This is a genomic window from Cellulophaga sp. 20_2_10, assembly GCF_023476645.1.
In the GTDB taxonomy this organism is placed as follows: Bacteria; Bacteroidota; Bacteroidia; order Flavobacteriales; family Flavobacteriaceae; genus Cellulophaga.
In genome coordinates this window covers 93,703-108,946 of the sequence record NZ_JAMCOJ010000003.1, presented here as the reverse complement: position 1 = coordinate 108,946, position 15,244 = coordinate 93,703, and the positions used below count along the sequence as shown (strand labels likewise).

Below are 15,244 nucleotides of genomic sequence, written 5' to 3'. Positions count from 1 at the left end.
TTGTTTTTAATTTTATACTGTTTTTAAATACTCTAATACTTGTATACTTACTTTTTCTCCTGTAAATCCAAATTTTTCATCCAGTACAGATGCCGGAGCTGAATACCCAAAATGATCTAACCCGAACACTTTTCCTGTATCCCCAACCAAACCCTCTAAGTTTACTGGTAAACCTGCTGTTAAACCAAATAAAGGTTTATTTTTTGGAATGATGCTGTTTTGGTATTCTTTAGACTGTAATCTAAATACTCCTTCAGAAATTACTGAAGCAATGTTTACTTTTAATCCGTTTTCTTGTTCTAATATGGTTGCTGCAGCTACTAAAGTTGCTACTTCAGATCCATTTGCTATTAAAACAATATCCGGATTTTCAACTTCTTTTACCAAATAACCTCCTTTTTCAGCAGCTAATGCTTCTTGATATCTTGATGATGCGCCTTTGGCTGGTAAATCTTTAATTCCTTGTCTTGATAAAATTAAACCTGTTGGCGAATTTTTATTTTCCAAAGCCATTTTCCAAGCCACACTTGTTTCTGCAGAATCTGCAGGACGTAAAGCTAAGAAACTTGGATTTCCACTATGGTTTTTTAATTTTTCTAACAAACGAATTTGCGCTTCTTGCTCTACGGGTTGATGTGTTGGTCCGTCTTCACCAACTCTAAAAGCATCATGAGTCCACACATATTTTACTCCTAATTCTTGAATACCGCTTAAACGAATAGCTGGTTTCATATAATCTGAAAACACAAAGAAAGTAGCTACTACGGGAATAATTCCTCCATGTAATGCAATTCCATTTGCAATACAAGACATCGTTAACTCCGCAACTCCTGCTTGTAAAAAGGATCCACTGAAATCACCTTTTTTAAGCGCATGTGTTTTCTTTAAGAATCCGTCTGTTTTATCAGAGTTTGATAAATCTGCAGAGGAAACAATCATATTTTCTACATTTTCAGCCAAATACCCTAAAACCCCAGAAGAAGCTGCTCTCGAAGCTAAACCTGCTTTATGTTCAATACCTTCAAAATCTAATTCAGGTAATTCTCCTGATAAGAAGAAATCTAATTTTGTTGCTAATTCTGTGTTTGCTTCTCTCCAAATAGAAATATCTACTTTTTTCTCTTTTGCTTCAATTATTTTTCTCTCTAATAATTCTTTATAAAAGACACTAACATCTTCATAAATATCAAAAGGACTTTCTGGATTTGCACCTAAATTTAATAAAGTTTTTATGTAATCTGCACCTGAAGCTCCAATTGGTTGTCCGTGTAATTCACATTCACCTTCAAAAATTTTATCATCAGATGTTACACAACCTTTACCCATGATTGTTTTACCAATAATTAAGGTTGGCTTTTCAGTTTCTGCATTCGCATCTTTTAATGCTTTTCTTATTTCATCATGATTATGACCATCAATAGTAACTACTTTCCAACCCCAAGCTTTGTACTTCATAGCTGTATCTTCAGAAGTAACTTCATCAGTTGGTGTAGATAATTGAATGTCATTAGAATCGTAGAACATAATAAAATTGTTCAGTCCTAAATGACCTGCAATTCTTCCTGCTCCTTGTGATATTTCTTCTTGCACTCCTCCATCTGAAATAAAACCATAAACTTTATGATCCATCCAATTTCCAAAGCGAGCTTGTAAAAACTTCGCTGCAATTGCTGCACCAACTCCCATTGTATGGCCTTGTCCTAAAGGTCCAGATGTATTTTCTATTCCTCTTGCAACATCTACTTCTGGGTGTCCAGGAGTTATAGAGCCCCATTGTCTAAAGTTGGCTACATCTTCTTTTTTATAGTTTCCTAAAAGATAATATTGTGCATACATTAAGGTTGATAAATGCCCTGCATCCATAAAAAAACGATCTCTAAATGCCCAAGTCATATCTGAAGGATCAAAATTAAAAAATTCTGAATATAAGATGTGCATAAAATCTGCTCCTCCCATAGGTCCTCCTGGATGACCTGAATTTGCTTTTTCTACCATCGCTACAGCTAAGGCTCTAATATTGTCTGCTGATTGTTGGTCTATTTTTTTATTCATTTTTACTTATTTATAAATGAACCCAATTCACAAAAAAGGTCATCAATTGGGTTTATTATTATTAAATTGATTTTATACTTATTTTTTCTTCCAAAGACCTTCCATCTCTTCTAAAGTTTTTCCTTTAGTTTCGGGTATGTATTTCATAATAAATAACATCGCTAAAATGCTCATTACACCATATACCCAATACGCAAATCCATGATTAAATAGTTCTGTTAAATAAGAATTATCATTCATCACGGGGAATGTTAAGGACACTAAATAGTTAGAAATCCATTGTGCTGCAACTGCAATTGCCAAAGCTTTACCTCTAATTTTATTTGGAAAAATCTCTGCTAATAAAACCCAAGTAACAGGTCCCCAACTCATAGCAAAACTTGCAACATACAACATCATACAAAATAATGCGAAATAGCCTGTTGCTCCTAAATAAAAAACAAAACCTAAGCTTACCATAGCTACTGCCATACCTGCTGCTCCAATAATCATTAATGGTTTTCTACCATATTTATCTACTGTTCTTACAGCGACAATAGTAAATAAGAAATTTACAACACCTACAATAATAGTCATCAATAAGGCACTATCGGTACCAGATGAAATGGTTTTAAAAATTTCAGGAGCGTAATACAACACTACGTTTATGCCCACAAATTGTTGAAAAATAGAAAGGAAAACACCAATTATAATTACCAGCCAGCCAAAAGACAAAATATGCCCTGAAGATTTTTGATTCATAGAGCTTTCAATTTCTTTAAAAACTCTATTCCCTTCTTCTTGGCCGTTTACCTTCACTAAAACATCTAAGGCTTCTGTTGGTTTTTTTCGTAACATTAAAGAACGAGGTGTATCCGGAACAAAAAATAAAAGTATTAAAAACAGACCTGCAGGTATTACTTCTGAACCAAACATACATCTCCAACCAACTTCATTTAACCAAGCATCTGAACCTCCACTTCTTGAGATAAAATAGTTTACAAAATAAACTACCATAAAACCTCCAACAATAGCCAGTTGATTAAACGACACCAATTTACCTCTACTTTTTGCTGGTGCAATTTCCGCTATATATAACGGGGATAACATAGATGCTAAACCTACTCCAATTCCTCCAATAACCCTATACACAATAAAAATGGATGAAAAAGTATGATCTAATTCTCCTAAAGTACCAATAAACATTTCTGGCATTGCTGAACCCAAAGCAGATATTAAAAATAAAATGGCCGCAAGTATTAATCCTTTTTTTCTGCCTAGTTTTTTACTAACTAACCCTCCAAAAACACCACCAATAATGCAACCAATTAATGCACTAGAAACTAAGAAACCTTTAAAAGCACTAGCTGCTGTTTCTGATAAACCTTTGGGAGTTACAAAAAAACTATCTAGAGAACCTACAGTTCCTGAAATTACACCGGTATCATATCCAAATAGCAATCCGCCTAGAGTAGCCACTAATGTCAATTTAATAAGATATCCTGAATTTATTGATTTCCCCACAGTGTGTTTCGTTAGTTTAAAGTTATACTATTAAATAGAAGCTTATAAAAAAAGCCTTTCAGAGTTTAAACTCTGAAAGGCTTTTTTTATATATATTGATTGATAATGTTTTCAAATAATTCTTGTTTGCCGCTTTGTAATGCTAATTCCCCATTTTCTAGAGCAATATTATATAGATCTTTAAGATCTAATTTACCTCCTTCAAAATCTTTACCTTTACCGGCATCAAATGAGTTATACCTCTTCTCTCTTAAAGAGTTATAAGCAGAAGAAGTCATAATTTTATCTGCAGTCAATAATGCTCTTGCAAATGTATCTGCTCCACCAATATGTGCATGAAAAACATCATCCATATCAGTAGAATTTCTTCTGATTTTTGCATCAAAATTAACTCCACCTCCTTGTAATCCTCCTGCCTGTAAGAAAACTAACATAGCTTCGGTTGTTTCTTGAATATTATTTGGAAACTGATCTGTATCCCAACCGTTTTGGTAATCCCCTCTGTTTGCATCTATACTTCCTAACATTCCCGCTTTAGCTGCAACTGCCATTTCATGTTGCATAGTGTGCTGTGCTAAGGTTGCGTGGTTTACCTCAATATTCAATTTAAAATCTTTGTCTAAACCATACTCTTTTAAGAATCCAATTGCCGTTGCAGAATCAAAATCATATTGATGTTTTGTTGGTTCCATAGGCTTTGGCTCAATAAAGAAAGTTCCTTTAAAACCTTGTGCTCTTGCATAATCTCTTGCTACGGTTAAGAATTGTCCCATATGGTCTAATTCACGTCCCATATCTGTGTTTAATAAAGACATGTAACCTTCTCTTCCGCCCCAAAAAACGTAATTTTCACCGCCTAATTTAATGGTCGCATCTAAAGCTAATTTTACTTGACCTCCTGCTCTTGCAACTACATTAAAATCTGGATTTGTAGCAGCACCGTTCATGTAACGTGGATTAGAAAAACAGTTTGCTGTTCCCCATAATAATTTTACACCACTTTCTGCTTGCTTACCTTTAATGTAATCTGTAATAGTATCTAATCTTTTTTCTGATTCTGCCAAGGTTGCGCCTTCTTGCACTAAATCGTAATCATGAAAACAGAAATAATCGAAGCCCATTTTATTAATAAACTCAAAAGCGGCATCTGCTTTATCTTTTGCTGCTTGAATTGCATCTGAAGATTTATCCCAAGCAAAACTTTGTGTTCCTGGTCCAAAAGGATCTCCTCCTTGTCCGCAGAATGTATGCCAATATGCTATTGAAAATTTAAACCATTCGCTCATTTTTTTTCCTGCAACTACTTGGTTTGGATTGTAGTATTTAAATGCTAATGGATTATCTGATTCCTTTCCTTCAAATTGAATTTTTTCAATTCCTTTAAAATATTCTTTATTTGCCATCTTAAAATGTTATTTAATTGTTTATACGTGTACTTATTTTATTACGCTATGCTGCGTTAGGGATTGAAGCATCTGTTTGAGCTCTTTTTTACTTTTTTAAGTAAAAAAAGCGAGTGCGTAAAGCCCGACCTTTTTAGGGAATGCTCAAAAACTTTTATTGATTATTTAATACGAGTTCTAGTTCTTTCTTCCAATTTGCATAGGCTTCTAAATATGGCTTTTGGTCTTTAAAAGGCATAAATGTCATAACGTGATCATTGTCCATAATAGCTTTGCCGAAAGCTTGAAAATCTCCTTTATGTAAATTTGCCGCTCTTGCAGCACCAATGGCACCTGTGGTATTGTAAATCTCTATTTCTTGCTGAATTAAAGTTGCGACTGTATTTGCGAAAATTTCTGAACGAAATAAATTATCGTTTCCTGCTCTAATAACACTGGGCTGAATACCGTCTGATTTTAAAATCTCCATTCCGTATACAAAAGAAAAAGCAATGCCCTCTAAAGCCGCTCTACACATGTGTCCTTTATGATGATTGTTTAGGTTCATATTTACAATACGAGTTCCAATTTCTTTATTGTTTAACATACGTTCTGCTCCATTACCAAAAGGAATTAAGCAAACACCATCTGAACCAACAGAAATTTCTGATGCCAAGTTATTCATCTCTTCATAAGAGTCTACAGCAAGATTGTTTAGCAACCAACGATATTGGATTCCTGCTCCATTAATGTTTAATAACTTACCAATTCTTTTATTTTCTTTGGAATAATTTACGTGTGCAAAATTATTAACTCGGGTACTCTCTTTACCCGACAAATTATCTGTTACTGCGTACACAACACCAGATGTTCCGCCTGTTGCAGCAACTTCTCCTGGATTAAATACGTTTAATGAAAGTGCATTATTGGGTTGATCTCCTGCTCTGTAATAAATTGGAGTTCCAGCGGCAATACCACTTTCTTCTTCCCCTTTTTCATCAACTAAAGACTGGATTCCAAAGGTGTCTACGATATCCGGAACTAAAGATGCATCTATTCCGTAATATTCCAAAAGGAAATCTGCAACCGAATTATTTTTAAAGTCCCAAAAGATACCTTCTGACAAACCAGAAATTGTGGTATTTATTTTGTTCGAAAATCTATAAGCAACATAATCTCCTGGCAACATAAATTTATGAATCTTGCTGTAGATATCTGGTTCATTTTCTTTAACCCATTTTAATTTTGATGCTGTAAAGTTGGCCGGGGAGTTTAATAAATGTGCCGCACATTTTTCTTCTCCAATTTCAGCAAATGCGTTGTGACCAATTTCTACAGCTCTACTGTCGCACCAAATAATACTTTTACGAAGTGGATTTCCTTGTTTATCCACTAAAACCAAACCGTGCATTTGATACGAAATACCAATACCTTTAATTTGGGTTCTACTTATATTGTATTCTTTTTTTAGCTTAGTAATTGCGTTGCAAATATGCAGCCACCAATCGTTTGGTTTTTGCTCTGCCCAACCATTTTTTTGAGCAAACATCCCCATCTCTTCTTTAGGTTCTTGTACAACTCCTAAACTTTTTCCTGTTTCTACGTCTACCAAAGCCACTTTTATAGAAGAACTCCCAATGTCTAATCCTAAATAATACAAACCTTCTTGTTTTTAAGTTAAAAAAAACGGCTTAACACAATTTATAATTCTTAAGCCTTTAATCGAGTAATAAAATTACTTTTAAACCCAATAAGCCAATAACAAAAAACGTGCATGATGTATTATAGAATATGCAAAATACCCTATTAACAAGGAGAAATTTTAAATTATCTCTTACAATCGATGGGAAGCAGATTAAAAAATAAGAAAAACTAAAACGATTATTTAAATAAACTTTACAATCCTAATAATTCAATTTTCTATTGATTTTATTTGCAACGCAATTCTATTCCATTTCATTCCTTCCAAAAAAAATACTTTTTGGCTTTTCTGTGATAAACTTGGATAATCTTTTAATCATTTTTCTGAATTGCAATAAAACTAAAACAGCGCCTTACTACAATATAACCTTATGTACATTATTTTAAGTGTCCCAGTTTGCAATTAGCCCATACTTTTTATAATCAACATATACATATGCCCAACTGTGCAGATAAGAAGTTTATGAAAACGATAACATAGATTAAATAATTACTATTATTTTGAAAACAAACTATTAACCAGTCGGTATACAACTGGCTACATAGGCTGCCACCAACTAAAAAAGTAAGCACTCCAAGAATAAACTTAACATTTAGAACTATAGAAAATTAGCATAAAAAAAGCCTCTTAGTTTCCCAAAAGGCTTTTTAATCATCTATTAAAACTTAAAGTTTAAGCTCTATAAATTATCTATTCCGTTTTTAATACTCGTTACAGAAGGATGATCGTTTAAGCCTCCAGACTTTTCATTTGTTTCAAAAAATACATTAAAATGTTTTAATGCCTTTTCTTTATTACCTGCTTTTAAATACAATTTAGAAAGTAACAAATTACCCATTATTAGACCATCAGTATCGGCTATCATTTTTTCTCCTAATGCTATAGCTCTATCTAAAGATTCTTTAGAACCATTAAACTTAGGATTTATATAAACCTCATTTCCTATGTCGTATATTTGATACAAATAGTTCTGCTCTCCCTTAGATTTTTCTGCCTCTGCTAATTTTAAATCAAACCAGGTATCATATTCTTTTTGAGCTAAGAAAAAAGAATACTTTAACCCCTTTTCCAAATCTTCTTGATACTTAGAGACAAAGTCTTGCTTGCATTTTTTAATTTCAGTTTCTAAAGTAACTAAACTAGTAGTAGTTTCTGCCAACGTATTTAAGTGTCCTTGTATTGCCCACTCTAAGGTTCTAAAATATAAGGTAGAATCTACTTTTTGTAAAATAGCTTCCTTATTATCTAAAATGTAGTTATACTCTTTAGAGTTGTAATCTACTTTGGCATTGGCTACAACTACAAATAAATCTTTATTTGCAAATTTTTCAATAGGCATAGTCCCTAACAATTCTTTAGACACTTCTGCACTTTTTCCTTTATTGTATGAGGCATCCAATGTATTAATGTATCCTATAACAAAATCAAAATCTCTTTCTCCGTTTGCGTAACGAGCGGCAATATTTGTAATTCTTTTATTAGGATCAAGGGCATCTTTACCTCCTTGTATTAAATCATCGGCTTCTTTACCTCCAACTATTTTATGCGCAATTTCTCCGTTAGGATCTAAAAATAATAAAGTAGGAAAAGCAGCAACACCGTATTTATTTGCAATGCCAATACCCTCGCCTTTTTCACAATCAATTTTTATACTTACATAGTTTTCATTAAAATACTCCCCTACTTTTTCTTGCGGAAAAATTTCCTTTGTCATCCACTTACAAGGTCCACACCAAGTAGTATATGTATCTACAAAAACCAATTTATCTTCTTTTTTTGCTTTATCTAAAGCTTCTTGCAAAGTACCGTGTTCAAAATTAATTCCTTGAGAGAATACCGTAACGGTCATTAAACCAAATAAAAGTAATACTGCTATTTTTTTCATATTGTTAGGTAGTTATTTGTTTAACTTTTTTAAAAGTTAAGTGAGTTAGTTTGTAATAATATATTTATACGTTTACTACCATGAAGCATTTTAACCAACTGCCCCCTTGTTAAAAAATGTTAATATTAGTTTACTTAAAAAGACAAGTGGTCATTAAGAGTACTATAACCGAAGATTTTTAAAATAAAAAAGCCCTTCAGTTTCCTGAAAGGCTTTTTGTTTGTACAGGCGGAGAGACTCGAACTCTCACACCTCGCGGCACTAGATCCTAAGTCTAGCGTGTCTACCAATTCCACCACGCCTGCATTTTATCGACTTAAGAAAAATAAATTTTAGAAGTCTTACGTGTCTACATCCCGACCATTCGGGGGCACCACGCTTGCATTAGGCAACTAACAATTTTGTTAATTGGGTTGCAAATATAATGCAAAAAATCAATTTTGAAATACTTAATTATAAAAACTTCTTTTTTTGTACATTTATACCTTCTAAAAACATACTATGCAAGACGTAAAAAGCTTTATAAATAGCAATAAAGACAGATTATTAAACGAACTTATAGAACTACTAAAAATTCCGTCTGTTAGTGCAGATCCAGCTTATGCACATGATGTACTTACAACTGCAGATGCCGTAAAAGCTGCTTTAGAAAAAGCAGGTTGTGATACAGTAGAAATTTGCGAAACACAAGGTTTCCCTATTGTTTACGGAGAAAAACTAGTAGACCCATCATTACCAACAATTTTGGTTTATGGTCATTATGACGTGCAACCAGCAGATCCTATTAACTTATGGGACTCGCCACCATACGAGCCTGTAATTAAAAAAACAGAACTACACCCAGAAGGCGCAATTTTTGCTCGTGGTGCCTGTGATGACAAAGGTCAAATGTACATGCACGTAAAGGCATTAGAGTTTATGGTAAGCACCAACCAATTGCCTTGTAATGTAAAATTTATGATCGAGGGCGAAGAAGAAGTTGGTAGTGTAAACCTTTCTATATTCGTAAAAGAAAACAGAGAAAAACTTAAAAACGATGTTATTTTAATTAGTGACACGGGTATGATCTCTAAAGACGTACCATCTATAACAACAGGTTTAAGAGGGTTAAGCTATGTAGAAGTAGAAGTTACAGGTCCAAACAGAGATTTACATTCTGGTTTATACGGTGGCGCAGTTGCCAATCCAATAAACATACTAACAAAAATGATTGCCTCTTTACATGATGAGGACAACCATATTACCATTCCTGGTTTTTATGATAATGTAGAAGAGTTATCTACAGAAGAGCGTGCAGAGATGGCGAAAGCACCTTTTAATTTAGAAGGCTACCAAAAATCTATAGGTATAAACTCTGTTTACGGAGAAAAAGGATACACCACAAACGAGCGCAACTCTATACGCCCAACATTAGACGTAAACGGTATTTGGGGCGGCTATACTGGCGAAGGTGCAAAAACAGTAATTGCAAGTAAAGCATACGCAAAAATATCTATGCGTTTGGTTCCAAACCAAGACTGGGAAAACATAACAGAATTGTTCTCTAAACACTTTACAAATATAGCTCCAGAAGGCGTAACAGTAAAAGTAAACCCACACCACGGTGGTCAAGGTTATGTAACACCAATAGACAGCGTTGGGTACAAAGCAGCATCTAAAGCATACGAAACCACATTTGGCAAAACACCAATACCACAACGTAGTGGCGGTAGTATACCAATAGTTGCTTTGTTTGAGAAAGAATTACAAAGCAAAACCATACTAATGGGCTTTGGTCTAGATAGTGATGCTATACACTCGCCTAACGAACATTTTGGAGTTTGGAACTACCTAAAAGGCATAGAAACCATTCCTTATTTTTACAAGAATTTTACAGAAATGAATTCTTAACACCTATAAAAACAATACTTAAAAAGTCCGTTTCTTTTAGCAGAGACGGACTTTTTTTATGCTAACAATTATTTTAGGGCGTTCCTACGGGCAGGCTATGCGCTGCAAGTCCTCGCTGCGCTGTGGGCTTTTCACTACTATCCCTAACGCAAAAACTAACGTAATTACTTTCAAATAAAATAGTACATTTACAAACCAACCTTTAAAATTAAATTATGAAATTAAAAGTATTATCTCTTTTAGCTATTTCGATATTCGGAATAAGTAATCTTATCGGTAGAGGAATTCCAATACCTTACGGAGAAGAGCAAAAAATAGTTAAAATAGTAGACCTACCAGACACAGAAGATTTTCAGTTAGACGACGGTACTTATTTTGACATAGGTAAAATGTATACCATAAGTCACATTGTATGGTTACCTTATAGCAATACAGAACCTATAATAACAGGTTACGTAGATGATGATACGTATGTAGAGTTAACTGCAGAAAACTTAAAAGAAATAGCAGAAGTAGCAAAGGTAGAAATTCCGGAAACTGCATCTGCATCGTTTTTTGACCGTTTAGGTGGAAAAATAATTTTAGGCCTAATAGGTTTAATTGTTCTTTACGGAATATATTCTAGCTACTTTGGTAAAGACGAAGACGAGAAAGAAACAGCATAAAGCTACTATTTACCATATTAAAAAGTCCGTTTCTAATACAGAAACGGACTTTTTTTATGTTTACAAAACAACTTAAACAGCCAACAAAAACAACCTAAAGCACACGATTTAAGACCTTAACAAAAATTAAAAGACAAAATAAATATACTCTACACTTGTAGAATTCATTTTTTTATTCTACGTTTGTAGAGAACATTCTAACAATGTAGAACTATGCAGTTATCAAAGTCCGAAGAAGAACTAATGAACCACCTCTGGAAATTAGAGAAAGCATTTTTAAAAGACTTGCTGGATCAGTATTCAGACCCTAAACCTGCAACCACTACTGTGGCCACAATGTTAAAACGTATGGCAGACAAGAATTTTGTAGCCTACAATCTATACGGCAAATCCAGAGAATATTATCCGCTCGTAAAAAAGAAAGCCTATTTCTCTAAGCACGTAAACGGATTAATAAAGAACTTTTTTAACGATAGCGCATCACAATTTGCATCGTTCTTTACCAAAGAAACCAACCTAACTAAAGAAGAGTTGGCACATTTAAGAGAGTTAATAGATCAAGAACTTAAAAACAAATAGTTATGCTTATATACCTATTAAAGTCGACTGCTTGCTTAGCCATTTTATTTGTCTTTTACAAACTGTTTTTAGAGGAGCAAAATATGCACAAGTTTAAACGTTTTTATCTTCTTGCAGCTATTGCGTTAAGTTTTGCTATACCGTTAGTAACGTTTATTACTTACATACAAGTACCAATAACAATGTACCAAACACCATTGAAGTATAGCAACATAAACACTGCAGAAATTAGTGCAGAACCTACCAATTACTGGCCATATATTATTTGGAGTATTTATGGTTTAGGCGTTTTAATTTTTAGTATAAAATTCATTAAAAACAGCACTAATTTATTCAACAAGATAAAGCAAAATCCTAAGCAAAGGTTACAAAACCATACCAATGTATTGTTGTCTGAAAAAACGACACCTCATACTTTTTTAAGTTACATATTTTTAAATAAAGAAGCCTATCAACATAAAAAAATACCAAAAGAAGTGTTGCTGCATGAAATTACGCACGCAAAGCAAAAACACTCTTTAGATGTGTTACTTATAGAGGTTTTACAAGTTGCATTCTGGTTTAATCCGCTTATCTATTTTATAAAGCACGCTATTAAATTAAATCACGAATTTTTAGCAGACCAAGCCGTATTAAGCCAAGGTGCGGACACTATTAATTACAGAAAAATTTTACTCGCATTTTCATCAAATGCCACAGAGCCACATATGGCAAACTCAATTAATTATTCATCAATCAAAAAACGATTTACAGTTATGAAAAAAAGAACCTCAAAACGGTCGGTTGTATTAAGAAGTATGCTACTTATACCTTTAGCAGCATTGCTTTTTTACAGTTTTAGCAACCAAAAAACAGAAGAAGTCTTAGTAGACAATCAAGCCTCACACACCAATAAAAATATAGGGAAAGGTGCTTCAGAAAAAATGATGCAAGAATATCGTACATTTTTTAAAAAATACAACAATGCAAAGAAGAAAGTAATAGATATGACGTACTATCAGCGTATAGTTTCCATTTATGATCTAATGACAGAAGAACAACGTGCAAGCGTTACAGACCATAAAACAATTCTTAAATTTCCTAGTATAGATTTAAAAAATACTACAAAAAAAGCACCAACACCATCAGAATTTAATTCTTGGAAAAACAAAGAAAACTTTGCCATTTGGATAGATAACAAATACGTTCCTAATTCTGTATTAAACAAATATACGGCATCAGATATTGTACATTTTAACAATAGCTATGTGTACAAAAATGCACGCAGCTCAAAATTTCCGCAAGAGCATCAAGTAAATTTATTTACCAAACAAGGATTTACCAATACATACATTAAAGCTGATGTAAATACCTATAATAGTATACTGCAAAATTATAATAGCGAGTTACATGTATTTAAAAATAACAGCGAAATTTATAACGATGATTTAGAGATAAAAAATGTTCAATTAAAAAAACTTTATGCTGAGTTTAGCAAAGAAGAAATAGAAAAACACAACATTGTTTTCCCGGAAAGTATCCCCGTTAAAAATTCTGAACAGTTAGGCTTAGTTATAAAAGAAGAAAAACAAGATCCTTTAGAAACCTATAAAAAAGAATACAATACATATGTAACCTTAACTAAACAAGAGCCACATTATATACATAGGTCAGAAGCTGAGAAAAAGAAAATAGATGATCTTTTTACACTTTTAGGAAGCCTGTACTTTAGCTTAAGCAAAGAAGATAGAGCTAAGGTTAAAACAGCTAATCCTCCTATTCTACCATACGTTATGCTGATTAAGAATGGTAAAACAGAATACAAAAAAAGAAGCGAGTTAACGGCAGAAGACAAAAAACTATTACCACCACCACCACCGCCACCTGCAGCTAATGCTAGTTTAAAACATAACTCTAAAGAGCTAAAAAAAGCTTGGGCAGATTGGACTAAGGATGCTACTGAATATGGTGCTGCTGTTGAAGCATATTCTAAAGGAGAAAAAATAACCAAGGAAGAGTTAACAAAATTGTATGACAAAACAATGAAGACTCTGGTTATATACAATGCCATAGCAAAAAAAGAAAAAATAGGGTCTAATATAGTTCCGCCACCACCACCACCATTACCAGCATCAAATCACAAACAAGATTCTAAAGAACTTGCAAAAGCCAGAGCTGCTTTTAAAAAAGATGCTAATGCATATGGTACTGCCGTTAGTAAATACAGAAAACAAGGAAAAGGAACTAAAGAAGAATTAAATAAGTTGTATAAGAAAACAATGAAGAGCTATGAGAAATGTAGTGCTCTAATTAAAAAAGAAAAAGGAGCAGCTCCGTTACCACCACCGCCACCTCCTGCTCCACCAATAAAGGAATAGTTTTCATAATAATGTCTTAAAAAAGTAATAAAAAGCCTCATTTAGAGGCTTTTTCTGTAACAAATCATTGCAAAATGCGTTCTTATAGGTACATCAATCATCAAAAAAAGAACACATTATGATTAAACGTTTTTTTATACTCTGCTCCGGAGCAGATACTGCTATACTAGAAACTTGCTCTAACGGAGAACAGAACAAATACGCTGGTATAGGGGCAACTGTATTTTTTACAGCTGTTATGGCTTTTATTGCTAGTTCTTATGCACTTTATACTGTTTTTGACAATGTTTATTACGCCTCATTCTTTGGCCTTATATGGGGCTTATTAATTTTTAATTTAGACCGCTTTATTGTTTCAACCATTAAAAAAAGAGACAACTTTAAAAGTGAATTGTTACAGGCTACACCGCGTATTATTTTAGCTGTTATTATTGCTATTGTAATTTCAAAACCTTTAGAGATGAAGATTTTTGAAAAAGAAATCAATCAGGTTTTACTAGAACAAAAGAATGACTTAACGCTTGCAAACAAAGATCAGTTAGCGTTACAGTACAATCCAAAAAAGGAAAGCATTCATCAATCTATAGAAAAATTAAAACAAGAAATAACTTCTAAAGAAGAAGAAACAGATGCATTATACAATACATTTATTGCTGAAGCTGAAGGTAGAGAAGGCACTAAATTATTAGGCAAAGGCCCGGTTTACAAAGAAAAAAGAGAAAAACACGATGCTGCTTTACAAGAATTACAAACCTTAAAAGAAAATAATAGCATAAAAATTACAGCTTTAGAACGTGAGATTGCCATACTAGATACCCAATATGCTACAACTGTTAGAGAGTCGCAACCAATTATTGATGGTTTTGACGGTTTAATGGCACGTATTACCGCTTTAAACAAATTGCCTTGGTTGCCATCATTCTTTATATTTTTATTGTTTTTAGCTATTGAAACGTCTCCCATAATAGCAAAGTTACTCGCACCTAAAGCTATGTACGATTATAAATTAGAAGAAGAGGAAAGCGTAATAAAAACATGGGTAACACAAAAAGTAGCGCAACGCAACACTTTAATGCAAACTGATGCCGCTATACATAAAAAAGTGTACGATGATATTGAACAAGAAAACGAAATTTATACTTATAAAAAACAACAAGCAGAAAAATTGTTAAAGCAACAAACTGATGCTTTCCATAACATACAAGCAAAAAACTTGTAATAAAAAAGAG

Annotated in this window: 10 protein-coding genes, 1 tRNA gene and 1 pseudogene; 6 read left to right on the top strand and 6 right to left on the bottom strand. The window is 33.2% G+C overall.

Features of this window, described 5'->3' with window-relative positions; genetic code table 11:
- Nucleotides 1-12: 12 nt before the first annotated feature.
- The 4 genes from M4I21_RS06845 to M4I21_RS06830 form a co-directional block, all read right to left on the bottom strand.
- Complete coding sequence (locus M4I21_RS06845; RefSeq protein WP_249558371.1) at nt 13-2,052, bottom strand: transketolase family protein; 2,040 nt, start codon at nt 2,050-2,052, stop codon at nt 13-15.
- 78 nt (nt 2,053-2,130) lie between these two features.
- On the bottom strand, nt 2,131-3,555 hold the full coding sequence (xylE, locus tag M4I21_RS06840; protein WP_249558370.1) for a D-xylose transporter XylE: 1,425 nt from the start codon (nt 3,553-3,555) through the stop codon (nt 2,131-2,133).
- An 86-nt stretch (nt 3,556-3,641) separates the two neighbouring features.
- A complete protein-coding gene (gene xylA, locus M4I21_RS06835) occupies nt 3,642-4,958 on the bottom strand; it encodes a xylose isomerase (protein ID WP_249558369.1) in 1,317 nt (438 codons plus the stop codon).
- A 154-nt stretch (nt 4,959-5,112) separates the two neighbouring features.
- On the bottom strand, nt 5,113-6,597 hold the full coding sequence (locus M4I21_RS06830) for a xylulokinase (protein WP_249558368.1): 1,485 nt from the start codon (nt 6,595-6,597) through the stop codon (nt 5,113-5,115).
- A gap of 573 nt (nt 6,598-7,170) precedes the next feature.
- On the opposite strand from M4I21_RS06830, the pseudogene M4I21_RS06825 reads away from it, so the two are divergent.
- Nucleotides 7,171-7,251 (top strand): annotated as a pseudogene (locus M4I21_RS06825) (alpha-ketoglutarate-dependent dioxygenase AlkB); the annotation flags it as partial.
- 67 nt (nt 7,252-7,318) lie between these two features.
- Here the strand turns inward: M4I21_RS06825 and M4I21_RS06820 are convergent.
- Nucleotides 7,319-8,524: a thioredoxin fold domain-containing protein gene (locus M4I21_RS06820; RefSeq protein ID WP_249558367.1), complete on the bottom strand. Its 1,206-nt coding sequence runs from the start codon at nt 8,522-8,524 to the stop codon at nt 7,319-7,321.
- Nucleotides 8,525-8,747: 223 nt separating this feature from the next.
- Nucleotides 8,748-8,829 (bottom strand) — tRNA-Leu (locus M4I21_RS06815).
- Between the two features lie 196 nt (nt 8,830-9,025).
- Here M4I21_RS06815 and M4I21_RS06810 point away from each other — a divergent pair.
- From M4I21_RS06810 to M4I21_RS06790, 5 genes are all read left to right on the top strand, one after another.
- Nucleotides 9,026-10,414: a dipeptidase gene (locus M4I21_RS06810; protein WP_249558366.1), complete on the top strand. Its 1,389-nt coding sequence runs from the start codon at nt 9,026-9,028 to the stop codon at nt 10,412-10,414.
- A 215-nt stretch (nt 10,415-10,629) separates the two neighbouring features.
- Entirely contained in the window at nt 10,630-11,079 is a 450-nt protein-coding gene (locus M4I21_RS06805; protein ID WP_249558365.1) for a hypothetical protein, read from the top strand.
- 213 nt (nt 11,080-11,292) lie between these two features.
- Nucleotides 11,293-11,658 carry a BlaI/MecI/CopY family transcriptional regulator gene (locus tag M4I21_RS06800; RefSeq protein WP_038505687.1) on the top strand — a complete coding sequence of 122 codons (366 nt, stop codon included), beginning with the start codon at nt 11,293-11,295 and terminating at the stop codon, nt 11,656-11,658.
- 2 nt (nt 11,659-11,660) lie between these two features.
- Nucleotides 11,661-14,015 carry a M56 family metallopeptidase gene (locus M4I21_RS06795; protein ID WP_249558364.1) on the top strand — a complete coding sequence of 785 codons (2,355 nt, stop codon included), beginning with the start codon at nt 11,661-11,663 and terminating at the stop codon, nt 14,013-14,015.
- 118 nt (nt 14,016-14,133) lie between these two features.
- The gene (locus M4I21_RS06790; RefSeq protein WP_249558363.1) at nt 14,134-15,234 is read left to right on the top strand and encodes a DUF4407 domain-containing protein; all 1,101 of its coding nucleotides are present in this window, start codon (nt 14,134-14,136) and stop codon (nt 15,232-15,234) included.
- The last annotated feature ends 10 nt before the right edge of the window (nt 15,235-15,244 follow it).

Excerpts from the sequence above, each read along its gene's own strand:
- M4I21_RS06790 (WP_249558363.1), top strand. The coding sequence starts at position 14,134 with ATGATTAAACGTTTTTTTATACTCTGCTCCGGAGCAGATACTGCTATA.
- M4I21_RS06810 (WP_249558366.1), top strand. The coding sequence starts at position 9,026 with ATGCAAGACGTAAAAAGCTTTATAAATAGCAATAAAGACAGATTATTA.
- M4I21_RS06805 (WP_249558365.1), top strand. The coding sequence starts at position 10,630 with ATGAAATTAAAAGTATTATCTCTTTTAGCTATTTCGATATTCGGAATA.
- xylA (WP_249558369.1), bottom strand. The coding sequence starts at position 4,958 with ATGGCAAATAAAGAATATTTTAAAGGAATTGAAAAAATTCAATTTGAA.
- M4I21_RS06795 (WP_249558364.1), top strand. The coding sequence starts at position 11,661 with ATGCTTATATACCTATTAAAGTCGACTGCTTGCTTAGCCATTTTATTT.
- M4I21_RS06820 (WP_249558367.1), bottom strand. The coding sequence starts at position 8,524 with ATGAAAAAAATAGCAGTATTACTTTTATTTGGTTTAATGACCGTTACG.
- M4I21_RS06845 (WP_249558371.1), bottom strand. The coding sequence starts at position 2,052 with ATGAATAAAAAAATAGACCAACAATCAGCAGACAATATTAGAGCCTTA.
- M4I21_RS06800 (WP_038505687.1), top strand. The coding sequence starts at position 11,293 with ATGCAGTTATCAAAGTCCGAAGAAGAACTAATGAACCACCTCTGGAAA.